This window comes from Magnetovibrio sp. (genome assembly GCF_036568125.1).
Taxonomy (GTDB): Bacteria; Pseudomonadota; Alphaproteobacteria; order Rhodospirillales; family Magnetovibrionaceae; genus Magnetovibrio.
The window spans coordinates 184776-205732 of the sequence record NZ_DATCTF010000012.1 but is presented as its reverse complement, the minus strand read 5'-3'; the positions used below and the strand labels follow the sequence as shown (position 1 = coordinate 205732).

General features: G+C 59.7%; 25 protein-coding genes and 1 tRNA gene. 12 read left to right on the top strand and 14 right to left on the bottom strand.

Annotated features, from left to right (window positions below):
- Nucleotides 1-186: 186 nt before the first annotated feature.
- A tRNA-Arg gene (locus tag VIN96_RS10470) sits at nt 187-263 on the bottom strand.
- A gap of 156 nt (nt 264-419) precedes the next feature.
- On the opposite strand from VIN96_RS10470, the gene VIN96_RS10465 reads away from it, so the two are divergent.
- Nucleotides 420-1670 carry a DUF2336 domain-containing protein gene (locus VIN96_RS10465; RefSeq protein ID WP_331896008.1) on the top strand — a complete coding sequence of 417 codons (1251 nt, stop codon included), beginning with the start codon at nt 420-422 and terminating at the stop codon, nt 1668-1670.
- 14 nt (nt 1671-1684) lie between these two features.
- Here the strand turns inward: VIN96_RS10465 and VIN96_RS10460 are convergent, their stop codons facing one another.
- A complete protein-coding gene (locus VIN96_RS10460) occupies nt 1685-2413 on the bottom strand; it encodes a transporter substrate-binding domain-containing protein (protein WP_331896007.1) in 729 nt (242 codons plus the stop codon).
- A gap of 282 nt (nt 2414-2695) precedes the next feature.
- Between VIN96_RS10460 and VIN96_RS10455 the strand changes: the two genes are divergently transcribed.
- Entirely contained in the window at nt 2696-3025 is a 330-nt protein-coding gene (locus tag VIN96_RS10455) for a TusE/DsrC/DsvC family sulfur relay protein (protein WP_331896006.1), read from the top strand.
- Between the two features lie 62 nt (nt 3026-3087).
- On the opposite strand, the gene VIN96_RS10450 is transcribed toward VIN96_RS10455, so the two are convergent.
- Nucleotides 3088-3405, bottom strand: a complete 318-nt coding sequence (locus VIN96_RS10450; protein WP_331896005.1) for a putative quinol monooxygenase — start codon at nt 3403-3405, stop codon at nt 3088-3090.
- A gap of 51 nt (nt 3406-3456) precedes the next feature.
- Here VIN96_RS10450 and VIN96_RS10445 point away from each other — a divergent pair, with 51 nt between their 5' ends.
- Nucleotides 3457-3888 carry a VOC family protein gene (locus VIN96_RS10445; protein ID WP_331896003.1) on the top strand — a complete coding sequence of 144 codons (432 nt, stop codon included), beginning with the start codon at nt 3457-3459 and terminating at the stop codon, nt 3886-3888.
- On the opposite strand, the gene VIN96_RS10440 is transcribed toward VIN96_RS10445, so the two are convergent.
- From VIN96_RS10440 to VIN96_RS10420, 5 genes are read right to left on the bottom strand one after another with little or no spacing between them, the layout of a single operon-like run.
- Complete coding sequence (locus tag VIN96_RS10440; protein ID WP_331896002.1) at nt 3885-4388, bottom strand: GNAT family N-acetyltransferase; 504 nt, start codon at nt 4386-4388, stop codon at nt 3885-3887. The genes VIN96_RS10445 and VIN96_RS10440 overlap by 4 nt on opposite strands.
- On the bottom strand, nt 4385-5659 hold the full coding sequence (locus VIN96_RS10435) for a TAXI family TRAP transporter solute-binding subunit (protein WP_331896001.1): 1275 nt from the start codon (nt 5657-5659) through the stop codon (nt 4385-4387). Before VIN96_RS10435 ends, VIN96_RS10440 begins: the two co-directional genes overlap by 4 nt.
- A gap of 18 nt (nt 5660-5677) precedes the next feature.
- The gene (locus VIN96_RS10430) at nt 5678-6214 is read right to left on the bottom strand and encodes a YgjV family protein (RefSeq protein WP_331896000.1); all 537 of its coding nucleotides are present in this window, start codon (nt 6212-6214) and stop codon (nt 5678-5680) included.
- A gap of 29 nt (nt 6215-6243) precedes the next feature.
- Nucleotides 6244-6558, bottom strand: coding sequence for a TusE/DsrC/DsvC family sulfur relay protein (locus VIN96_RS10425; protein WP_331895998.1), 315 nt, complete (start codon nt 6556-6558; stop codon nt 6244-6246).
- Between the two features lie 13 nt (nt 6559-6571).
- Nucleotides 6572-7543, bottom strand: coding sequence for an ABC transporter ATP-binding protein (locus VIN96_RS10420; protein WP_331895997.1), 972 nt, complete (start codon nt 7541-7543; stop codon nt 6572-6574).
- 160 nt (nt 7544-7703) lie between these two features.
- On the opposite strand from VIN96_RS10420, the gene VIN96_RS10415 reads away from it, so the two are divergent.
- The 7 genes from VIN96_RS10415 to VIN96_RS10385 all read left to right on the top strand — a co-directional run bounded on the left by VIN96_RS10415 (nt 7704) and on the right by VIN96_RS10385 (nt 14701).
- Complete coding sequence (locus tag VIN96_RS10415) at nt 7704-7883, top strand: zinc-finger domain-containing protein (RefSeq protein WP_331895996.1); 180 nt, start codon at nt 7704-7706, stop codon at nt 7881-7883.
- Between the two features lie 18 nt (nt 7884-7901).
- Nucleotides 7902-10706 (top strand): DNA polymerase I, encoded by a 2805-nt coding sequence (gene polA, locus VIN96_RS10410; protein ID WP_331895994.1) that lies wholly within the window; start codon nt 7902-7904, stop codon nt 10704-10706.
- A gap of 90 nt (nt 10707-10796) precedes the next feature.
- The gene (locus tag VIN96_RS10405; protein WP_331895992.1) at nt 10797-11192 is read left to right on the top strand and encodes a hypothetical protein; all 396 of its coding nucleotides are present in this window, start codon (nt 10797-10799) and stop codon (nt 11190-11192) included.
- Nucleotides 11193-11283: 91 nt separating this feature from the next.
- Nucleotides 11284-11841 (top strand): hypothetical protein, encoded by a 558-nt coding sequence (locus VIN96_RS10400; protein ID WP_331895990.1) that lies wholly within the window; start codon nt 11284-11286, stop codon nt 11839-11841.
- Nucleotides 11842-11860: 19 nt separating this feature from the next.
- Nucleotides 11861-12943, top strand: a complete 1083-nt coding sequence (locus tag VIN96_RS10395) for a hypothetical protein (RefSeq protein ID WP_331895988.1) — start codon at nt 11861-11863, stop codon at nt 12941-12943.
- A 23-nt stretch (nt 12944-12966) separates the two neighbouring features.
- The gene (locus VIN96_RS10390) at nt 12967-13617 is read left to right on the top strand and encodes a hypothetical protein (protein WP_331895986.1); all 651 of its coding nucleotides are present in this window, start codon (nt 12967-12969) and stop codon (nt 13615-13617) included.
- A 55-nt stretch (nt 13618-13672) separates the two neighbouring features.
- Nucleotides 13673-14701, top strand: a complete 1029-nt coding sequence (locus tag VIN96_RS10385; protein WP_331895984.1) for a T3SS effector HopA1 family protein — start codon at nt 13673-13675, stop codon at nt 14699-14701.
- Here VIN96_RS10385 and VIN96_RS10380 read toward each other — a convergent pair.
- Both VIN96_RS10380 and msrP read right to left on the bottom strand, forming a co-directional pair.
- Nucleotides 14694-15299, bottom strand: a complete 606-nt coding sequence (locus VIN96_RS10380; RefSeq protein ID WP_414675606.1) for a sulfite oxidase heme-binding subunit YedZ — start codon at nt 15297-15299, stop codon at nt 14694-14696. The genes VIN96_RS10385 and VIN96_RS10380 overlap by 8 nt on opposite strands.
- Nucleotides 15300-15319: 20 nt before the next feature.
- Entirely contained in the window at nt 15320-16282 is a 963-nt protein-coding gene (gene msrP, locus VIN96_RS10375) for a protein-methionine-sulfoxide reductase catalytic subunit MsrP (protein ID WP_331895981.1), read from the bottom strand.
- A gap of 145 nt (nt 16283-16427) precedes the next feature.
- Here msrP and VIN96_RS10370 point away from each other — a divergent pair, with 145 nt between their 5' ends.
- Nucleotides 16428-17096, top strand: coding sequence for a glutathione S-transferase family protein (locus tag VIN96_RS10370; RefSeq protein ID WP_331895980.1), 669 nt, complete (start codon nt 16428-16430; stop codon nt 17094-17096).
- A gap of 41 nt (nt 17097-17137) precedes the next feature.
- Here the strand turns inward: VIN96_RS10370 and VIN96_RS10365 are convergent, their stop codons facing one another.
- Entirely contained in the window at nt 17138-17674 is a 537-nt protein-coding gene (locus VIN96_RS10365; RefSeq protein ID WP_331895979.1) for a hypothetical protein, read from the bottom strand.
- Nucleotides 17675-17742: 68 nt separating this feature from the next.
- Complete coding sequence (locus VIN96_RS10360) at nt 17743-18513, bottom strand: tetratricopeptide repeat protein (protein WP_331895978.1); 771 nt, start codon at nt 18511-18513, stop codon at nt 17743-17745.
- 51 nt (nt 18514-18564) lie between these two features.
- Between VIN96_RS10360 and VIN96_RS10355 the strand changes: the two genes are divergently transcribed.
- Nucleotides 18565-19458, top strand: a complete 894-nt coding sequence (locus VIN96_RS10355; RefSeq protein WP_331895976.1) for an SDR family oxidoreductase — start codon at nt 18565-18567, stop codon at nt 19456-19458.
- A gap of 6 nt (nt 19459-19464) precedes the next feature.
- Here the strand turns inward: VIN96_RS10355 and VIN96_RS10350 are convergent, their stop codons facing one another.
- Together VIN96_RS10350 and VIN96_RS10345 are read right to left on the bottom strand one after the other, a co-directional pair.
- Entirely contained in the window at nt 19465-20118 is a 654-nt protein-coding gene (locus VIN96_RS10350; RefSeq protein ID WP_331895975.1) for a carbonic anhydrase, read from the bottom strand.
- Complete coding sequence (locus tag VIN96_RS10345) at nt 20115-20933, bottom strand: alpha/beta hydrolase (protein ID WP_331895973.1); 819 nt, start codon at nt 20931-20933, stop codon at nt 20115-20117. Before VIN96_RS10345 ends, VIN96_RS10350 begins: the two co-directional genes overlap by 4 nt.
- Nucleotides 20934-20957 lie beyond the last annotated feature (24 nt).

Genomic DNA, 20957 nt, shown 5'->3' with positions numbered 1-20957 from the left:
GATGCCCCAAACTCTAAAAGACAACCTAGTTCGGTGGTGAATTAACTGTCAAACGCAGATGCCCATTTAGTTGCATCTGCCATAGCCAATAAGTGAAATGTTTTGTCGTCAGCACGCCAGTTGCTTCCGCCATGCTTCCGTCAATAAATAAGGAGTTAGCGACAAAACGCTAACTCCTTGTAAATATGGCGCACCCGGCGAGATTCGAACTCACGACCTCTGCCTTCGGAGGGCAGCGCTCTATCCAGCTGAGCTACGGGTGCTTACGGGGCGCACATTAGCGATAAGGTCGCATCACCGCAAGGTTCCACTTACACATAGTGCGGACTTGCCGCGGGTCTTCATTCGGTCAATTATATGAGGAACTTGGCCTCACGTGGGGCGAGGGGGCGCGCATTGGGAAGGTGAGACGGTTAGACATGCTCAAAGGCTTGTTGGAAAAATTTCGCAAGGGCAAGACCCTCGATTACGAAGAAGCCAAGGAATTGGCGCGAAATGAAGACGTCAAGGTGCGCCAAGAGGTCGCCGAACATCCCAACGCGCAACCGGAAATTCTCTATTTTCTCGCCACCGATAAGGTCGCGTCCGTGCGCGCCGCTATTGCCGACAATTCCGCCACCCCGCGTCAGGCGGACGTGCTGCTGACCAAGGATGAAGATGAAGGCGTACGCAGCCGGCTGGCGGCAAAAATCTCAAAGCTGGCGCCGGGCCTGAGCGCCAATGAGGTCGATAAGCTACGACGAATGACCTACGAGGCGTTGGAGACCCTGGCGCGCGATCAAGCCACCAAGGTTCGCCAAATCGTCGCCGAAACGCTCAAGGACATGGCCGACGCGCCGCCCGAGGTGATCCGCCACCTGGCCGAGGATTCCGAGCTGATGGTGTGCGCCCCGGTGCTGGAAAATTCGCCGGTGCTGACCGAATACGATCTGCAACAGATCATCAACCTGAATCCCGTCGAAGGAGCGTTGAGCGCGATTTCGCGCCGTTCCAACCTGACCGACGAGGTCATGGAAAAGATTTTCGCCGCCAACGACACGGCGGCGGTGGCGGAGCTGCTGGGCAACGGCTCGGTTTCCATTAAAGAAGATTTGCTGGAGCGGATCTGCGATCGTTCGCGCACCGTCAAATCGCTGCAAGACCCCTTGGTGCATCGTCCGACGCTGCCCAAGAGTGTGGCCTTGCGGCTGGCCGATTTCGTCGCCGATCATTTGATCAAGGCGTTGCTCAATCGCAAGGATTTGGACCCTGAAACCGCCAAGGCGGTACGTGAAGAGGTCTCTTGGCGGCTTGATCTCGCGGCCGAAGAGGAGGCGACGGCCGGCCAAGAAACGGCTTACGCCAAAGCCAAAAGGCTGCACGCCGAAGGAAATCTGGTGCCCGATATGGTGGACAGCGCGCTCAAGGCCGGACAAAAAGAGTACGCCATCGCCGCGCTGGCCGTTCTGGGCGAGATGACGCCGGGCACGGTCGAACAAATTGCCCGCTCAAACAACCCCAAGGCCATTGTGGCGCTCAGTTGGAAAGCCGGTTTGCAGCCGGAAAGCATCTTGCTGATGCAAAAACGCCTGGGCGCGATCACGCCGAGCAAAGTGATCAAAACGGAAGGGGGGCTGTATCCTCTGACCGAGGACGAAATGGAATGGTTGCTGGAGTTTTTCGGCAACTAAGTCAGATACCCGCCTTACGGCTGGGACATCAGGCGGTCAAGCGCCTGGGCGTTGAGGGCATCCAGTTCGCCGCTTGCGCGCATCGCGTTGAGGACCTCGGTGAGCGGGCGCAGTAGATGCGTATTTTTGCGGTGAATGTAATGGTACATAGGCGCGCGCAATAACGGGGCGCCGTGTACATGAAACGATGCGTTTGGAAAATTGCGAGACCTTTCCACCAGACCCACACGGCGAATTCCAATGGCGACGTCGATGCGGCCTTGTTCAAGCATCGTAAACAGTTGCGTGTAGGTGCGGACCTTGCTCACGCTCATATTGGCCGTGTTGCGTTCGGCATAAATTTCGCCGTTGATGATCGCTGTTTCCAGGCCCTGGATGTCTTTCCAATCATTGATCAATGAATGATCGGTTTTGTCATCGTGGCCCATAAATGCGACGGCTTGCAATTCGGTCACGATGACCGGCACGGCGATCAGATTGGGGTACGTTTTCCCCATGTCGGCGATGCGAATGGTTTCGGCATCGCAATCGCCTTCATTTGCGAGCATCAATGAACGACGGTTGGGCAGGTCGACGAATTCGACGTTGCGCCCAATGCGTTTGTACGCTTCAACTATAAAATCGGCGGCGATCTGATGAATGGCGTTGGTCTGATTTGTGCAAACCAAGATCGGCGCACTGGAATCGGGCGGCGAGTCCGCCATCTCCTTGGCGTAAGCGTTCGAGGTCGCGGCGAGTGGCATGAGAAGCGATCCGCTCAACAGCACCAACCGAGGAAACGCCAAAGCGCGATCAAGCCATCCTTGAAGGGGTTTGTCTATATTCATCGTACCATTCAAGGTGGGAATCGATGAGGCAGGTCTTCAAGGTTTTTTTTATCCCAGGGATCGAACACGCAAAACATGCGTCTAGAAATGTTCCAATTTCGATATTATATTAGGTCAATCTCATATAGATCGGCCCTGCAAATTGCAGAGAGCCTGGTCAGGTGAACAAAAAAACGACGAAAACAGTGAGGATTACAGATGGGTTACGCAGATATCGAAACCACCGATAAAGGCTTTCTGGTCAACCTGGACGACTGGAACGAAGACATCGCCAAAGAAATCGCCATCGCCGAAGCGATTCCCGAGTTGACGCAAAAGCACTGGGATCTGATCAACTTCCTGCGTGACGAATACATTAACAACAACGCCAATCAGCCCAACGAACGCAACATGGTCAAAGCCATGGCCGCCGTTTGGGGCGAAAAGCCGTCGACCAAGGACCTGTATGACCTGTTCCCCATGCAGCCGTCCAAGCAGGCGACCAAAATTGCCGGCTTGCCGGAAACCAAGCGCAAGGGCGGCTACTAAGCCCCGCTTGACGTCGGTTTGAAAAAGCCCCCGCGCCGATGTTGCGCGGGGGCTTTTTGCGTTTAAGGCCGCAGACCCGGGTTGGCCGGGTTCAGCGCGGTGATGTCGGCACGGATCACCGATTGTTCGGCGATCAGGTCGTTGACCACCGCGCGGCACGCTTTGTAATGCGGGGTTTCCTTGTGCGCATTCAAGGCGTCCGGGCTGGCGTAGATTTCATAGAGGTAAAAGGTGTCGGGCTCGTCGCGTGCTTCCAAGACGTCGAATGCGATGCAGCCGGGTTCGTCGCGCACAGAGGCCTCGGCGTTGGGCAGCATGGCGTCGAGAAACGCTTTCCGCACGCCGGGCTGCAATTGGGTTTTGACGATGATGCAATACATGACTATCTCCTGGGGAACCAACGATGACACCGCAAGTAAGGGAAACCACCCGTGAATTCAAGACCCAACCCTTTCAACGGCCTGCGCCACCTCGCTTTTAAAGTGCCGAATCTGGAAGAATGTGAAGACTTCTACGTCAACATCATCGGCATGAAGGTACTCAATCGCGCCAGCGCCAATCTGGTGTATCTGACGCTCGGCAACGACAATCTGTCCTTGGGGCGGTGTTCAGCGGATGCTGCGAAAGAGGCAAGGGCGGACGGCGGCTGGATGGACCATTTCGGCTTCATCGTCGACACCAAACAAGACCTGGAAGACTGGTACCGGTTCATGAAAGCCCAGGGGGTCGATGTATTGGACACGCCGCACGATCACAGCGACGGCGCGCGCAGTTTTCATTGCAAGGATCCGGCAGGCAACATTGTGCAGCCGCTCTATCACCCCGCTGTTTCAGGCCAGAAGTTTACCCCGGGACAGGCTTAAAGTGCGCATTCCATATGCACGCTGGGAAATACGCATGCATCGCTGAGGCGGACATCGATGGAGCCGCAGGCGCGAAAATCCAGTGCGGCGTAAAAATTGCGCGCCGACAAACTGGAATAGCATTCGAAGCGGCTGATGCCGCTTGCCCGGGCGTCCGTTTTGCAGCGTTCCACCAGCGCGCGGCCAATGCCTTGGCGGGTCCAGGTGGGATGGGTGGCAAAATGACGGATGTGGCCGAGGCCGTCGCGTTCGTCCCCGGTTCCGGGGCGCTGTGGGGTCCAGCCGCCGCAACCGACGATCAAGCCGTCCGGACTTTCGGCGACATAGTAGGTGCCGGACTGCAACAGAGCGGGGTTGGCCTTACAGATCAGCGGCAGAGCCAGATCCAGCACCTCCGCTGAATAATCGCGCGCCAGCAACAGGCTGTAAGACGTTTTGAGCAGCGCGCTGACGGGCGCGCTATCATTAGGGCTGGCCGGGCGGATGCGCACGCCGCTCATGGCGCGGGGACGTTCAATGTGCGCAACACCATTTCGATATGCAGGCGTAGATTATAGACCTCGTCGGTGTACGACAGCGGCACGTGTAAATCGCGCACTTCGTCGGCCATGGTCGACAGTTCATTGATCAAGGCTTGGCGCTCGGTCGGATCGGAAGCGTTCAGCGCGGCTTGTTCGATGCGGATCAAATCCTTGTACCAGCGATAGATGCGCGAGCGGATGCGCCAGCGATACGCCGGCGGCAGGATTTTCGCCAACGGGATCATCAAAGTGATCAGCGGAATCACCATGACCTTCAGCCGGTCCACCAGCACCGCCGCCCAAAACGGCAGGTAGCGTTCCAAAAACGACGGGCCGTTTTCCAGATAGCGCCGCGCGTCGTCGCTCAAGGGGTAATCGAGATAGCGGGTCGAGGGGAACTGCCCAGGTTCTTCGAACACACCGCCGGAACCGTGAATTTCCGCCGCCGCCTGCACGATCAATGTCTGCAACGCCGGGTGCAAGTCTTCGCGTGCCGCCAGGGTTGCCGCAGGGGCCAGCAAGGTCGTGTCATGGGTCGGAATGTTGTCGCTGAGACTGATGACCCCTTGATGCAAGGTCACCGCCGATAGATAGCGGTGTTGACGGGTATAGGCGGCGGCGCGATCGAAATTCAACAACGACAAGCGCGGCTGGCGCAACAGTTCGCGGATCAATGTCGCGTTCGGCGAGCTGACGAAAAAGGCCGCATCGATGCCGCCCGACAGCAACGCGCGCACGGCTTCGTCCGACGACAGATGCGCGATGACGGGGGCATCCGTGGGAATGCGGTTGAGCGCTAGCAGTTGTTGCGCCACCGCCCAGGTGCCGCTGCCTTCGGCGCCCGCGGCGACCTTGAGGCCGTTCAGATCGATGACCTTGGTGACGTTCAAACCCGCCCGCACGAACACCCACAAAGGTTCGAAATACAGCGATCCCAACGATACCAATTCGGGATTGGCGGCGGCGTCGCCGGTGCCGCCTTGCACGAACGCGACGTCGGCTTTGCCCGACGACAGCAGCGCGATGTTTTCGATCGAACCTGCGCTTTGCAGCACGTTGAGCTTGATGCCCTGGCGCGCCAACACATCGTGATAGCGCTTGGCGAACGCGTAATATGCACCGCTCGGTCCGCCGCTGGCGATGGTGATTTCACGCGGCGGCGCGGGTTCGACGAACTGATAGGCGAACACAAAACCGGCCAACACCACGACGATGGAAATGGCGGCGATGCGTAGGCTGTCTTTGTTCATCGTCGGTCCTTTCTCGCGTTAAGCCTTGGCCGGTTCGAGTTTGTTCATGCGCAACTCGGTGCGGATCATCCACAGCGACGTGGCGAACGACAATGCGTCTGCGGCAAGGCCGGGGATCGACAGCACCAGCATATCGTGGGTGGTCCAACTGAGAATAGCCACCAGCATCAACGCCCGCATCACCAAAGTATTGCTCAGATAACGCGCGATGCTGAACAGCGCCAGCGCCAACGACGAAAACACCGACGGCAAACCCTGCCAGGTCAGATACGCGCCGATGGCGATCAACGGCAAGGTCAGCAGATATATGATCTTGAAACCGGGACGCTTGCCCAGCGGCAGGGCCGCCAACGCTTGACCCAGGCCCAACGCGTTCATGATGCTGCCGGTGAACGCGCCGAGCAAAAAGAAGTGGGTGGAAAACGCTACGTGCACGGCGGCTTGCGCCCACAATAGGCCGCGACGGGTCTTGTAGAGCGGCCACGTCGCGCCAAGCGCAACGCACACAACGCCGACCAGATTAGCGGCGGGATTGGCGAGAAGAATGTCGAGCATGGGGAGGCCTAAGAAAGCGGTTGGTCGGTTCAGCCTGTACTCCACGAGCGCGGCTTGATCATGCCGGCGATCTTACAGGTCTGCTGCACATAACCATAGGGAAACAATTCGAACAATCGATTGCGCGAAGCCCCCTGGGATTTCATGAATTGGATGACGTCGCGGCCGCTGGGGGCGACGCCGTGCTCAGCATGCCAATCGCGCACATAACGGATCACGCTCCAATGCTCGTCGGTCAACACCAAGTCCTCGGCGGCGGCCAGTTGTTCGGCGATCTCTTCGGTCCAATCGGCGGGGTCGAGCAGATAGCCTTCGTCCCCGGTCGGTGCGGTTAGTGTGCTCATATCCACGTTCCGTTTAAGGGTTGGTGGTCTGGTCCGGCTGACTGGTGAGCTGGACGAAGATGTCTTCCAACTCCGGTTCCTTGGTGGCGATTTCAGCGAACTTGAGGCCCGCGTCCTGCACCGCGGTGATGATGTCGGACGACTTAATTTGACTCGGCTGATAGGTGAATTCAAGCTCGCGCTGGTCTTTGAGGGTGACGTTGAAGGCGTTGAGATTGTCCGGCACGGCGGCCAGATCCTCGGTCAGCATCACGGTGACGCGTTTGCTGTCGAGCTTTCCCATCAGATTCTTCGTTTCATCGCAAGCTATGAGTTTGCCGTGGTTGATGATGGCGATGCGATCGCACAGCTCTTCGGCTTCTTCCAGGTAGTGGGTGGTCAGCAACACGGTCACGCCGTCTTCGTTGAGCTTGCGCACATAGGCCCACAATTGGCGGCGCAGCTCGACGTCCACGCCGGCGGTGGGTTCGTCCAGCACCAACACCGGCGGCGTGTGCACCAGCGCTTTCGCCACCAAGAGGCGGCGGCGCATGCCGCCCGAAAGCGTGCGCGCGTAGGCCGAGGCCTTGTCCATCAAGCCGACCGCTTCGAGAATTTCGTCGGTGCGCCGCTGATCCTTGGGCACGCCGTATAGGCCAGCCTGAACTTCCAGCGCTTCGCGGGGCGTGAAATATGGGTCGATGTTGAGCTCTTGGGGCACGATGCCGATGGCGCGTTTGGCGGCGCGGGTGTCGGTGGTGATGTCGTGATCCCAGATGCGCACGTCGCCGGACGTTTTCAGCACCAGCCCGGCGAGAATGTTGATCAACGTCGATTTGCCTGCGCCGTTGGGGCCCAGCAGGCCGAAAAAGGAGCCGCGGGGAATGTCCAGGTTGAGATTCGAAAGCGCGCGCATCTCGCCGCGCTTGCCCTGAGCCTTATAGGTTTTGCACAGATCGCGGATTTCCACAGCGTTGGTGGGGGTACTGTTGGCGAGGGAGGTCACGAAATTAAGCTCCTTGGGGCGTTGCAACCGGCGGCGCTTGGGGTATCATCCGCTGAACGCGCGTGCTCATGTTTGGGGGAAATGTAAGCCCTTTGCGTGGGCGTGCAAGTCAATATATAGAGTGTGCACCCTATACCATCTTGTCCGGAGGAACCCCACCATGACAGACACGGCCCCGACCACCGTGACGTCCACCACCGTCTCTTGCGATGGCGATGCCGAATCCGGTGGGCATCCCCGGGTTTACGTGAAGATCGACGTCAAAACCGGCAAGGCGGTGTGCCCGTATTGCTCCAAGGTGTTCGTGCTCGACCCCAACGCCAAAGCCGCAGCGCATTAAGCGCCCGGGCAACATGGCATGAAACACGTCTTTTTGATCGACGGCTCGGGCTTTATCTTTCGGGCTTATCACGCACTTCCGCCGATGACGCGTCCCGACGGTACCCCCGTCGGCGCGGTCTACGGTTTTACCGCGATGTTGCTGAAGCTGGTGGAAGACACCGACGCCGACCACATCGCGGTGATTTTCGACCGCGCGCGCAAGACCTTTCGTTCCGACATTTATCCCCAATACAAAGCCCATCGTCCGCCGCCGCCCGACGATCTGATTCCGCAGTTCGAACTGGTCCGCGACGCCACCCGCGCGATGGGTCTCAAGGCCGTGGACATGGACGGCTATGAGGCCGACGACCTGATCGCCACCTATGTGCGCCAAGCGCGCGAACAGGGCGCCGAAGTCACCATCGTGTCTTCGGACAAGGACTTGATGCAGTTGGTCGGCGAGGGCGTGGTGATGATGGATGCGATGAAAAATCGCATTATCGGCCCCGACGAAGTTCTGGAAAAGTTCGGCGTCGGCCCCGATCGGGTTATCGACGTGCAGGCGCTGGCCGGCGACAGCGCCGACAATGTGCCGGGGGTCGAAGGCATCGGCGTCAAGACCGCCGCGCAGTTGATCAACGAGTACGGCGATCTCGAAGGTGTGCTCGCCAACGCCCAAAATATCAAGCAGCCCAAACGCCGCGAACGCCTAATTGAACAGGCGGACAACGCGCGGGTGTCCAAGCAACTGGTGACGCTGTGCCAGGACGTGCCGGTCGAGGTGCCGTTGGATGACTTCGACGTGGTCAAACCCGACGTCGGCACGCTGTTGGACTTTTTGCGTGAGCAGAATTTCAAGTCGCTGGTGTCCAAGGTCGAGGCGCGCGGCGTGTCGATCGGCGACAACGGCAACAAAACCAAAAGGGCCGCTTCGAGCACTACGCAGAACGTCAACGCGGTCCCGGCGGTCGAAATTCCCACCGCCCAGGCCGAATATGAATTGGTGCAGGACGAAGAGGCGCTCAAACGCTGGATCGCCGCCGCGATGGAGGCAGGCGTGGTCGCGGTCGACACCGAAACCACGTCGCTCGACGCCATGTCGGCGGACCTGGTCGGCGTGTCGTTGTGCGTGACGCCGGGGCGGGCGTGTTACATCCCGCTGGCACACAAAGGCGCGGAAGCCCAAGGCGGGTTCGATTTCGGCGACGGCGATGGGCAAGGCGATCAAGGCGCGCCGGAACAAATTCCCCTGGCGCAGGCGTTGGCGCTGCTCAAGCCGATGTTGGAAGATCCGGGCGTGCTCAAGGTCGGACAGAATATCAAATACGATCTGTTGGTGCTGAGCCGTTACGACCTCGATGTCGCTCCGGTTGATGACACCATGGTGCTCAGCTACGTGCTGGAAAGTGGTCAACACGGCCACGGCATGGACGAACTGGCGCGCCTGCATCTGGGATACGAAACCATCAAATTCAAAGATGTCGCCGGCACCGGCAAGGCGCAGGTGACGTTCGACCGGGTCGCGCTGGACAAGGCGCTGGACTATGCCGCCGAAGACGCCGACGTGACGCTGAAGCTGCACAAGATGCTCAAGCCGCGCCTCGTCGCGCAGCACATGAGCACGGTTTACGAAACCTTGGAACGGCCGCTGATCCCGGTTTTGGTGCAAATGGAACGCCACGGCATCAAGGTTGACGCCACTGAACTGAAGCGTCTGTCGGACGATTTCGCCAAGCGCCTCGGCGATCTGGAAATTGAAATCCACAAACTCGCCGGACAGGAATTCAACATCGGCTCGCCCAAGCAACTCGGTGAAATCCTGTTCGACAAACTGGGCATCGAAGGCGGCAAAAAGGGCAAGACCGGGGCCTACGCCACCGGTGCCGACATCCTCGAAGGCTTGGCCGCCGACGGCCACGAATTGCCCGCACGGGTGTTGGATTGGCGGCAATTGGCCAAGCTCAAAAGCACCTACACGGATGCGCTGATCGGGCAGATCAATGCCGAGACCGGGCGCGTGCACACCTCGTATTCGATGGCGGCGACGTCGACCGGACGCTTGGCGTCATCGGACCCCAATCTGCAAAACATTCCCATCCGCACCGAAGAAGGCCGCAAAATCCGCAAGGCCTTCATCGCCGAGCCGGGACACAAATTGCTCAGCGCGGATTACTCGCAAATCGAACTGCGGCTGCTGGCCCACGTGGCGAACATCCCCCAGCTCAAGGACGCGTTCCATGCGGACCTCGACATTCACGCCATGACCGCGTCGGAAGTGTTCGGCGTGCCCATCGACGGCATGGACCCGATGGTGCGCCGTCGCGCCAAGGCCATCAACTTCGGCATCATTTACGGCATATCCGCGTTTGGCTTGGCGCGTCAGTTGGACATCTCGCGCGGGGAAGCGGGCGATTACATCAAAGCCTATTTCGAGCGCTTTCCCGGCATCCGCACCTACATGGACGGCACCAAGGCCTTCGCCGCCGAGCACGGTTACGTCACCACGTTGTTCGGGCGGAAATGCCACGTCGGCGGGATCAACGACAAGAACCCCATGGCGCGCGGCTTTTCCGAACGCGCCGCAATCAATGCGCCCATTCAAGGCGGCGCGGCGGACATCATCAAGCGCGCCATGGTGCGCCTGGGCGATGCCTTGGATGGCGCCGGCTTACACGCGCGCATGCTGCTGCAAGTCCATGACGAACTGATTTTCGAAGTTCCCGACGGCGAACTCGACGCCACCCGCGCCTTGGTTAAAGAGGTAATGGAAAATGCCGCGACGCTCGATGTGCCCTTGGTGGTGGACGCCGGCGTGGGCGACAATTGGGACGAAGCACATTGATGTTGCTGAAAAAATGGTATGTTCTATAGATAAAGGTGCCCATCTGTAATGGACGCATAGAGCGCCGTTCAATGGGGGAGAAATGCCGCCATGCCCGTCGATGTCCGCAAGCTGATCTTCAGCAAACAAGAATTGCGTCTGGCGTTTCAAAAATACGCCAAGGACAAGAACATGAACGTTCCCGATTCCCATGTCGAGGACGTGCAGGTGATCGACGGCAGTCAGGGGCGGGTGATATCGGACGACACGCCCGAAGGCCTCAAGGTCGTGCTGCATTACACATCTCACGACCCGCACAATCCGTTTCGCGTCCATCTCAGCGAAGATCAAATCTTGGAAGCATTGATCGGCATGTGCCGTGGGTTAAAAATTCCCCTGCCGCGCCGCGGCACAAAATATTTGCAAAAGCATAAAGACGCCATGGCCCTGACCATCGGCATGAGCGAACAAGACATTCGCCAAACGCAAAGCGCCAGCACCACCTAATCGTCACTTCACAAAATTTTCCACGCAGCGTCCTTGAACTGAATGCAGTGCGCACGGTTGCGCATGCACCGGGGAAATTGGGGCGCGATTGATGAGTGATACATCGAACATGCTGACCTCGCAATTCGAGGTCTACGTCGGTCAATACAAGTCGTCGACGCAACAGATATTGCAGACGACGTCGTACACATTTCGCGATTTCAGTGTGTTGGACACCGCGCTGGCGGCGCTGAAAAGCGTCTTTCAAGAGGCCGACGCCGCGCTGGCCAAATACGGCACGGAAAAGACGCCGATTTCCACCAGCGACGAGATGCAGTTGACCATGCTGGGCGAGCGGCTCAAGGCCTCGATCGAATCGGTCAACAGCCTGTTTCCCACCATGCAGGCGGCGGATCTGACCTACATTCAAAGCGCCAAGGTTGCGACGCTGGATCAGGTCAAGCTGAAGGGCTTGGAAGAAAAGCTGAAGGTCGAAGACGCGGCGTTTGCAAAAAACCTCACGTCGATGATTCCGCCCGGCCCCGGCGACAGCCCCAAAATTCCCGGCCAAGACGAAAAGTTCCCCGACACCGATGGGGATCAAATTCAAAACATACCCGAAGCCGATGAGATCGATTTGATCGAAGGCTGGGCCCCCCTGCCAACTTAAGACAAAAGGATCGTTCGCCATGGCGCGTGCTCCCAGAACTTCCGCTGCATCGTACGCCTTGTTCAAACAGCGTGCCTGGGCAGAGCTGACCCAGCCCGCCACGGCGGCGATGAACACCGGGCAGAAATCGACCCAGCTGTATCGAAACTGCTACACCCCGTTGTTGGACGCGGTGCCCGCCAAGGTGCCTTTGGCTGGACGAGATCTGCTGACGGCGATGCAGACGCTGCTGTTCAACGCCGGCCTGACCAATGCCGGCAACGCGCGCCGGGTGCACATTCAAGGCGGCAACGACCTGACCAATGTCGAACGGTTGGAATATGAGGCATGGTCCGACTATCTGGGCCACTGGGCAATCACGCGTTTGTTGTGCTGTTGTCTGGTGTCGGAACCGGAAGACCTCAGCGCCAATGCGATCGCAGGGCAGCGCGGTTATCTGCACATCTACGCGGCAGGCGGTCGGGTGGAAAACAACAATTGGCGGGTGGCGTTCAACATCCATCCCGTCGACATACCCGCCGCCGTGGGGGCGGTGTGCCCGATCTTGGACGCCAACGCCGATATCGGTCATTTCAAGGTGTCCGCGCCGGGCTCGGCGAGCAAGCCGGATTCGCTGATCGTCTACATGCGTCGACGGGCCGCGACCTATGCCGGCATCCGCGCGGCTTTGGTCACGGCGCTGCAAAACTTGCAAATCCAGCAAACCTTCGCACCGATGTGGGAAGAGTTTCAATTGGGCATGGCCGAGGCGGCGGAACCGCCGCGCGTGACGTGGCCGACTGCGGGACACGGCATATCCATCAGCTTCGGGCGGTTTCGCTGTCTGGTGACCGCGATCGCGTTCGAGACGGCGTTGGCCCAGGTCGCGGGCGGCGTGTTGGGTAATTTGACCCAGCCGCAATTCGACGCCCGGGTCGATCTGGCGTTTCCCATCTACGGCATGCCCATCGCCACGCCCCACGACCAGAACCAACTGGCGTTGGCGGCGAACAACGCCGACAACCAAGCCTTCATGCAGGCGTTCGCGCTTTATAAAAACCGCGCCGCGAACACCTACACCAACGTCAACGCCGTGTTCGCCAACCGCACCGCTTATCCCTAAGGCGCAGAAAAAAGGACGCCGCCATGGCGACTACCACGCAGGGATTTGCGGCTTTGTTGGATGTGTACGTCCGCCAGTACCGCGCCCAGGTGCAAGCCGAACTGACCCGCGCAAAATGCAATTACCGCACCGTGGACAACATCGCGCTGATCGACAAAGACATCGTAGCGCTGGCGCAGGTGTGTACCCAGGCCGACAAGTTGCTGATCCAAGGCAGTGAGGCCACGACGGCGACCACAACCACGACCTACGCCCAGGCGCGGATGATTTCGATGTTGGTGGGCGCCAATGCGGCGGCGCTGAAAACCCACCTGTCGATGGTCGCGGGCGCGGACCTGCGATACATCGCCGGTCCCAACGTGGCGGTCTTGGATCAAGCGCGACTGAAAGAATCGGCACGTCGCTTGCTGGACATCGACGACGCCTTCATCGCCAACGTCGACAGCACCGTGGGCGCGCTGCAAAAGGCCTTGGCGGCGACGTTTCCCAAACCCGAACCGTCCCAAAACCAACCGATACCCGATCCGGGGCCGATGCCAATTCCGGATCCCAAACCCGATCCAGAACCCAAACCGGAACCCAAGGGCGACAGGTTCGAGTTCAGCTACGAACGGCGCACACCAACCGGCCCGGCAGACATGTTTTTCGCGCCGCCGTCGCCCTTAGACGCCTGAGCCCGCGTGCTGACACAAAGTCGTTTTGATCATTTGGATTTAAGGAGAACACATCATGGCCCGCGACCCACTTTCGTCCGTAGATTCGTACACGACCTTCAAAGGATGGGCCTTGCCCGTGCTGAAAGCTCACGCCGGAGATGACATGGATGAGAAATGTGAGGCCTTGTACAATGAGTGCTACACGCGGTCCTTACACCCGGCGGTGCCGCCCAAGATGGTGTTGCGCAACCGCGACCTGTTTTACGGCATGCTGTCGCTGTGCAACGGCGTCGGCAATCACAAAGTCGCCGCGCAAAGCTACGGAATCCTCAACGTCGCCGGGTGTGCGATGGAATATCGCCGCACCCTGACGGAGACGGGTATCGTGCTGTCGAACCAAGCGCTTGGCGCGAGCGACGATTATTTGCATGTCTACGCCCTGGACGACCGCGATGAAACTGTGAATTGGCGGGTGGCGGCGAACGTCGTTCCGGTGGACATCCCCGAGGCGACGCGGCGCATCGCCCAAGTCATGGATCATTTCGCCAATGTTGGGCATTTCAAAGCGACCGCGCCCGCCGACGCGGCGAAACCCGATTCCGTGATTGTCTATATGCTCAAGGACGGCGCCTACGCCGCCACCCGCGACGCCGTGCTCAATGCGCTGGCGGGGTTGAACATTCAAGAAACCTTCGCGCCGATGTGGGACGAATTGTCCCCCGGCATCGCGGTGGCCGCCGAGCCGCCCCAAGTGGAAGGCGAGGGCGGCTCCAGCTTCGGCACCTATCGCTGTCTGTTGACCGCGATGGCGTTCGATTATGCGGTGCAGACTCACGCGGGTGGACAGGCGCAGAATTTAACTCCACTCGATTTCGGCGGTGAGGTCGACATCTATTTCGCCCGCTACGGCGTGCCCAACAACGCGCCGCACGATCAATATCAACTGGTGATCGGCAATCAGCCGCAGGTGCCGGCCGCGCGGACAGCCTATGTGTCGCAAAATCAGTGGGACGCTTACTTGCGGGCCTATGCCTTGAGCAAAGGCGATCCCGCCGACACGTACATCGGTCAGGGCGTGGACAACAACCCGGTGATCATTTAGCGATGCGTGCGTACACACGCACGCCCAACAGCGCGGCCAGCACGCCGGTGTGGACCATCGGCATCAGCAGGTCGGCTTTGACCATCCAGATGTAGTGCAGGCAGCCCAGTGCGGCGGCGGCGTAAACCAGCTTGTGCAGACGCAACCACGCCTTCGCGCCCATGCGCTTGATGGCGCCGTTCCACGACGTCGCGGCCAGGGCGCTCAAAATCACGAACGCGATCATGCCCACCGTGATGAAGTTGCGTTTGACGATGTCTTTCCAGATGTCGCCCCAGGCGAAGAACTGGTCGATGGCGACGTAGTTGACGATGTGCAGCGCCACGTAAGCGAACGCCCACAAGCCCACCATGCGGCGCAAGCGCACCGGCCAGCGCCACCCGAACAGGATCTTCAACGGCGTCGCGGCCAACGCCACCAACACCATGCGCAACGCCCAATCGCCGAGGTAGCGGTTGATCGCCTCAATGGGGTTGGCGCCCAAGCCGTCGGTGAGCGCAAGGCCCGCCAGCCACGCCAGCGGAACGCTCAGCGCGACGAACACCAGCCACCACGCGGCCCGGTAGGGGATCGAAAACGAAGGGCTCGTTTGGGTCATGGTCGAGGTGCGCGCGCTCATCAGAAATACTTCGCCAAATCCATGCCACTATACATGTGTGCGACCTCATCGGCGTAGCCATTGAACATCAAGGTCGGTTCCTTGAAGAATTTGCCGATGGGGCGTTCCTTGGCTTGGGACCAGCGCGGGTGGGAAACCTCGGGGTTCACGTTGGCATAAAAGCCGTATTCGTTGGACGCCGCCAAATTCCACGACGTCGGCGGTTCTTTTTCGGTGAAGGTGATGCGCACGATCGATTTGATGCCCTTGAAGCCGTATTTCCACGGCACCACCAGACGTACCGGCGCGCCGTTTTGCGGCGGCATGACCTCGCCGTAAACGCCGGTCGCCAGCAACGTCAGCGGGTTCATCGCTTCGTCCATGCGCAGGCCTTCGACGTAGGGCCATTCCAGCACGCGGCGGTTTTGGCCGGGCATGCGCTTGGGGTCGTGCAGGGTTTCGAACGCGACGTACTTGGCCCGCGAGGTGGGCTCCAGGCGCTTGATGATGTCGGCCAGCGCGACGCCCGCCCACGGCACCACCATCGACCAGGTTTCGACGCAGCGATGGCGGTATATGCGCTCTTCCATTTGATGGGGGCGCAGCAGGTCTTCGACGTCGTAAACGCCCGGCTTGGCGACTTCACCGGCGATTTCGATGGTCCAGGGCTTGGTGACGAAATCCTTGGCGTTGTCGAACGGGTCGTCCTTGCCGGTGCCGAATTCGTAGAAGTTGTTGTACTCGGTGACCGATTCGTACGGCGTGGTCGGGGCGTCCACCGTGTAGGCGCTTTTGACCAGATTGGGCAGCTTTTCGCCTTTGACCCAGGCGGCGAAGGCATCGCGGCCGAACACGCTGCCGGCGATGCCGCCGGTGATCGCGGCGGCGGTGCCCTTCATGAAGGCGCGCCGTTGGAGGTAGATTTTTTGCGGGGTGGCGTCCGATTCGCGCAACTGCCAGGATTTCGGCGTTTTGATCAGCATGGGTCGGCTCCAATGATTTCGAGTGACTATAATGTAGGCGTCAACTGAGGCGGTTTCATGATCTAATTCGGTGCATCTCGCCAAAGGTTACGCTCCAACAAAACGCCTATGTTCCCCTTCGCAAAAGTTGATGTATAAGTTCCCCATGCGCACGCTTTATCACAATTGGCTATCGCCCCATTGCCGCAAAGTGCGGATCGTGTTGGGGGAAAAGAAGCTTGAATTCGATCTCGAGGTGGAAAAAACCTGGGAGCGCCGCGAGGCTTTTTTGCGCATCAACCCCGCCGGTGAAGTGCCGGTTCTGGTCGAAACCGCCGGTACGGCGATTTCCGGCGGACAGGTGATCGCGGAATATCTGGACGAATCGACCCCCAATCCGCCGTTGTTGGGCGCAAACCCGATGGAACGCGCCGAAGTGCGCCGTTTGTGTCAGTGGTTCGACGACAAATTCGACCGCGAAGTGGTGGTCAATCTGGTCGGCGAAAAGGTCATGAAACGATTCTTACGCCTCGGCTCGCCCGACAGCACGGCGATCCGTGCGGGCAAAACCAACGTCAAGCATCACCTCGCCTACATCGGCTATCTGGTCGAACGCCGCACCTGGCTGGCGGGCGATCATTTCTCGCTCGCCGACATCACCGCGGGCGCGCATCTGTCGTGCATCGATTATTTGGGCGATGTGCCGTGGATGGACTATCCGCTGGCCAAGGATTGGTACGCGCGCATCAAATCGCGCCCCAGCTTCCGTCCGTTGCTGCACGACCACATTCCCGGCGTGCCGCCGCCCAAGCACTATTCAGATTTGGATTTTTAGTAATAAACGAGCCCCCAAAAGCCGCGAATTGAGGACAAACGTCACAATTCCTCGGCGAAGTGCTCCAACAGGTGCGCCAGTTCGACGACTTCGTTTTTGAACTTGGCGCGGGCTTTCCAGTTGGGGTGCACGTTTTTGAGATTGCGTTCCTGGCGGATGCGCACCAAGCCGGTGGCCGGTTCGGCGAAGCAGAACATCTTTTGCGTCTTGGGGTCGTCCAGCAATTTGATGAAGTGGCCGTCCTTGTTTTCGAACGCGTGACCGGTTTTGACCGCAACGTCTTCGGCTTCACCCAATTCCAGGTCCAAGGTGGCGAAGCAGTCGAACAGCTTTTCTTCCGGGTCGACGTAGACCAATTCCATCTCGCCCTCGGGCTTGGGGTCCAAAACGATCACGTAGTGATGGACGTATTCCTTACCGATGCGGTCGAGTTTCAGGCACACCGCATGACCGTCTTCTGTAGAGCGGATCACCAACGCGCCGCAGCCGATTTCATGGGCTTGGCGATGGGTCGGACCGTCGGCATCCCCACTGGAGTTGAGGGGGAATTCGGGCGTTTCGAGATGGTTGTTGCTCATGGGCCTGTCCAGATTTGTAATTGCGTTAGCGCTAATATAAGAGCCCCGGGGTCGGGTTTCCAGGCCGATTACTCGACACCCGAATCCAGGGCGTGCAGATTGGCGCCGGCGGCCTCTGCCGCTTGCGACGAGGGGGCGTGTTCGATCACCCGGTTCCAGTCGGTTCGCGCCGCGCTTTTGCGCAAGGACAGACGGTGCACGATGCCCCGTTCCAGCAGCCCTTCGGGGTGGTTGGGGTTCAACGCCAAGGCGCGGTTCAAGTCGTCGAGCGCCAGATCCAGGGCGTCCAACTGACGATACGCCGCGCCGCGCATCACCAACGCTTCGACGTTTTCGGGATCGGAATAAATCACCCGGCTGAGGTCGTCAGCGGCTTCCCAATAGGCGCCTTGCAAGGCCAGGGCCTGGGCGCGGATGAGAAACGCATGGGTGTCGTTGGGGGCCAGGTTCAGCGCTGTATCCGCCACGGCGGCGGCGCGTTTTGGATCGCCCGCAGCCACCCACGCGCGCGCGCTTTGCACCAAAACTTGCGCCTTGAAGGCCGCACCGGCATGGACCGCGTCGGCGAGCTTTTCCAGCCCTTGCGCAGCCTCGCCGTAGTGGCCGATTTCCATCAAGGCGGCCAAGGCGCAATGTCGTGCGGGCAAACCCCCGCCCAGCCCTTCCCATTGGGTGGCGTCGTCGAATGCCGCCTCGGGGCTGACTTTCGCTTTGCCCATGCAGGCGTGATAACGGTTTTGCGCCTCGGCGGTGGTTTCGCCATGCGCGGCGCCGATGGCAAGCATGAACATCGTCGCGCCGACGCCGAGCAGGGTTGTGGCTTGTGTTGTGCGCATCATGGTGGCTACAGTTGCCGCGCGCTCACCAAAAAGCAAGCATGGCAAAATTTCATGACCCAAAAAACGCCCCATCTGTTTTGTTTCGGCCTCGGCTACAGCGCCAGCTGGCTGGCCCTAGATCTGCAACGCCAAGGTTGGCGCGTCACCGGCACCCATCGCCCCGGCGATGATGGCGGCGCGGGCGCGCTGGTGTTCGATCGCAACCACCCCTTGGAAAATTTCGACAAACTGTTCGCCGACGTTACCCATGTGTTGCTGTCGGTGCCGCCGGATGCGGCAGGTGATCCGGTGCTGGATCTGCACGGCGACGATCTGGCGCGCCATGCCCAACATCAAGGCGGCATTATCGAATGGCTGGGCTACCTGTCCACGGTCGGGGTTTACGGCGACACCGGCGGCAAGCCGGTCAACGAAACGTCCCGGCTGTTGCCGACCCAGGAACGTTCGCGCTTTCGCGGTCTGGCCGAAACCCGTTGGCAGAACCTCGCGGTGCGCAGCCGTTTGCCGCTGCACGTGTTTCGCCTGGCGGGCATTTACGGACCGGGACGCAGCCCCCTCGATAAGGTCCGCGCGGGTCGCGCCCAGCGCATCTCTCAGCCGGGGCATTTGTTTTCACGCATCCACGTCGCCGACATCGCTCAGGTCTTGAAGGCGTCGATGGCCAGGCCCAATCCGGGCGGCATCTACAACGTCTGCGACGACGACCCGGCCCAGCCCAGCGATGTCATCAAGTACGCCTGCGAGCTGCTGGGTGCGCCGGTGCCAGATGAAATTCCCTATGAAGAAGCGGTGAAAACCATGTCGCCCATGGCGCAAACCTTTTGGGCCGACAATCGCTTGGTGATGAATGACAAAATCAAGGACGAACTGGGCGTGGTGCTGGACTATCCCGACTACAAATCCGGCCTGCAAGCGGTGCTGGCGGTGGAAGGGATGAAGGCGTGACGGCGCTTACATCAACGGCGTGAAACGCTTTTCGTTGGCGTCGTAGCTGGACAGTTCACCCTCGGCGATGTCGAGGTACCAGCCGTGAATTTGCAACGTTCCGGCCTCGACCCGTTCGCGGATGAACGGGAAGGTCATGAGGTTGTCGAGCGACACCAGCACCGCATGGCGTTCGCAGGCCCGGTCCAAATCCTCGCCCTCGATGTGCGGGTCGGCGGCCTTGGCGTGCTCGTAAGCCTTGTCGACGATGCTGGTCCACGCACCGACAAAGCGGCCCGCGACCTTGTTGCCTTCTTGGCCGTGAATCATGGCTTTGACGCCTGAACAGTGGGCGTGGCCGAACACCACCACGTGCTCGACGCCCAATTGTTCAACGGCAAATTCCAACGCCGCCGAGGTGCCGTGATAGGAGATTTCGCCGTTTTCGTCTTCTTCGTAGGGCGGCACCAGATTGGCGACGTTGCGAATGGCGAAGACGTCGCCGGGATCGGTTTGCAGCACGATCGCCGGGTCGACCCGCGAATCGGCGCACGCGATCATCACCACCTTGGGCTTTTGGCCTTCGCGCACCAAGCGGCGGTAGAGGTCCTTGCGTTCGGAAAAGTAACGTTCGCGGAAAAACGTGAAGCCGAAAATGAGTTTGTTGAGGATGGGGGTCATGCCGTCTCTCTATCCGGATTCTCAAGGTCGTTCAACAGGTTGCCCAGCGTGCGCGTCAGCCGCCTGAGGTCGGCGGTCTCCGACAGGCGGTGATCGCCGTTCTTGACGAACTGGATCTCCACATCGTCCGTGACCAAGGCATCTTGCAGCTTGAGCGCCGTCGCCCAAGGCACGTCGCGGTCCTGCATACCCTGAATCAAACGCACCGGCACCTGAATATTGAGCGGGTCGCGCAGCAAAAGATGGTTCTTGCCGTCTTCGATCAAGGCTTTGGTGATGATGTAGGGGTTGAGCGGATCGTAATCGCTGGGCAGGGCGACGTGACCTTCGCGGTCCAATTCAGCACGCTGCGCGTCGTTGAGCTCGTTCCACATCAAGTCTTCGGTGAAGTCCGGCGCGCTGGCCAAACCGACCAGACCCCTCAGCCGTTCCGGGCGCTCGCGCGCCACCAGCAACATCAGCCAGCCGCCCATCGAGCTGCCGACCAGAACTTGCGGGCCTTCGGTGAGATGATCCAAAGCATACATTGCATCGGCGGCCCACTGGCCGATGGTGCCGTCGACGAACGCGCCCGACGATTTTCCATGCCCGGTGTAGTCGAACCGCAAAAAGGCCCGGCCTTGGTCTTGGCACCACGATTCCAGCGCCAGCGCCTTGCTGCCTTCCATGTCGGACTTGAACCCGCCGAGAAACATCACCCCGGTCGGCTTGTCGCGATTCTTGCCGGGAGTGAAGTGGTAGGCGATCGTCGCGCCGTCTTCACGGGTGACGATTTGCGGTGCTGAGTTGGGGCCATTGGAAGTTGGGGCTTGCATTTCTCTGGACACCTCACTTATGAA

Excerpts from the sequence above, each read along its gene's own strand:
- polA (WP_331895994.1), top strand. The coding sequence starts at position 7,902 with ATGAAACACGTCTTTTTGATCGACGGCTCGGGCTTTATCTTTCGGGCT.
- VIN96_RS10400 (WP_331895990.1), top strand. The coding sequence starts at position 11,284 with ATGAGTGATACATCGAACATGCTGACCTCGCAATTCGAGGTCTACGTC.
- VIN96_RS10460 (WP_331896007.1), bottom strand. The coding sequence starts at position 2,413 with ATGCCACTCGCCGCGACCTCGAACGCTTACGCCAAGGAGATGGCGGAC.
- VIN96_RS10365 (WP_331895979.1), bottom strand. The coding sequence starts at position 17,674 with ATGAGCAACAACCATCTCGAAACGCCCGAATTCCCCCTCAACTCCAGT.
- VIN96_RS10350 (WP_331895975.1), bottom strand. The coding sequence starts at position 20,118 with ATGACCCCCATCCTCAACAAACTCATTTTCGGCTTCACGTTTTTCCGC.
- VIN96_RS10430 (WP_331896000.1), bottom strand. The coding sequence starts at position 6,214 with ATGCTCGACATTCTTCTCGCCAATCCCGCCGCTAATCTGGTCGGCGTT.
- VIN96_RS10370 (WP_331895980.1), top strand. The coding sequence starts at position 16,428 with ATGCGCACGCTTTATCACAATTGGCTATCGCCCCATTGCCGCAAAGTG.
- VIN96_RS10440 (WP_331896002.1), bottom strand. The coding sequence starts at position 4,388 with ATGAGCGGCGTGCGCATCCGCCCGGCCAGCCCTAATGATAGCGCGCCC.
- VIN96_RS10465 (WP_331896008.1), top strand. The coding sequence starts at position 420 with ATGCTCAAAGGCTTGTTGGAAAAATTTCGCAAGGGCAAGACCCTCGAT.
- VIN96_RS10425 (WP_331895998.1), bottom strand. The coding sequence starts at position 6,558 with ATGAGCACACTAACCGCACCGACCGGGGACGAAGGCTATCTGCTCGAC.
- VIN96_RS10360 (WP_331895978.1), bottom strand. The coding sequence starts at position 18,513 with ATGATGCGCACAACACAAGCCACAACCCTGCTCGGCGTCGGCGCGACG.
- VIN96_RS10455 (WP_331896006.1), top strand. The coding sequence starts at position 2,696 with ATGGGTTACGCAGATATCGAAACCACCGATAAAGGCTTTCTGGTCAAC.
- VIN96_RS10390 (WP_331895986.1), top strand. The coding sequence starts at position 12,967 with ATGGCGACTACCACGCAGGGATTTGCGGCTTTGTTGGATGTGTACGTC.
- VIN96_RS10380 (WP_414675606.1), bottom strand. The coding sequence starts at position 15,299 with ATGACCCAAACGAGCCCTTCGTTTTCGATCCCCTACCGGGCCGCGTGG.
- VIN96_RS10450 (WP_331896005.1), bottom strand. The coding sequence starts at position 3,405 with ATGTATTGCATCATCGTCAAAACCCAATTGCAGCCCGGCGTGCGGAAA.
- VIN96_RS10435 (WP_331896001.1), bottom strand. The coding sequence starts at position 5,659 with ATGAACAAAGACAGCCTACGCATCGCCGCCATTTCCATCGTCGTGGTG.
- VIN96_RS10345 (WP_331895973.1), bottom strand. The coding sequence starts at position 20,933 with ATGCAAGCCCCAACTTCCAATGGCCCCAACTCAGCACCGCAAATCGTC.
- VIN96_RS10415 (WP_331895996.1), top strand. The coding sequence starts at position 7,704 with ATGACAGACACGGCCCCGACCACCGTGACGTCCACCACCGTCTCTTGC.
- VIN96_RS10395 (WP_331895988.1), top strand. The coding sequence starts at position 11,861 with ATGGCGCGTGCTCCCAGAACTTCCGCTGCATCGTACGCCTTGTTCAAA.
- VIN96_RS10355 (WP_331895976.1), top strand. The coding sequence starts at position 18,565 with ATGACCCAAAAAACGCCCCATCTGTTTTGTTTCGGCCTCGGCTACAGC.
- VIN96_RS10385 (WP_331895984.1), top strand. The coding sequence starts at position 13,673 with ATGGCCCGCGACCCACTTTCGTCCGTAGATTCGTACACGACCTTCAAA.
- msrP (WP_331895981.1), bottom strand. The coding sequence starts at position 16,282 with ATGCTGATCAAAACGCCGAAATCCTGGCAGTTGCGCGAATCGGACGCC.
- VIN96_RS10405 (WP_331895992.1), top strand. The coding sequence starts at position 10,797 with ATGCCCGTCGATGTCCGCAAGCTGATCTTCAGCAAACAAGAATTGCGT.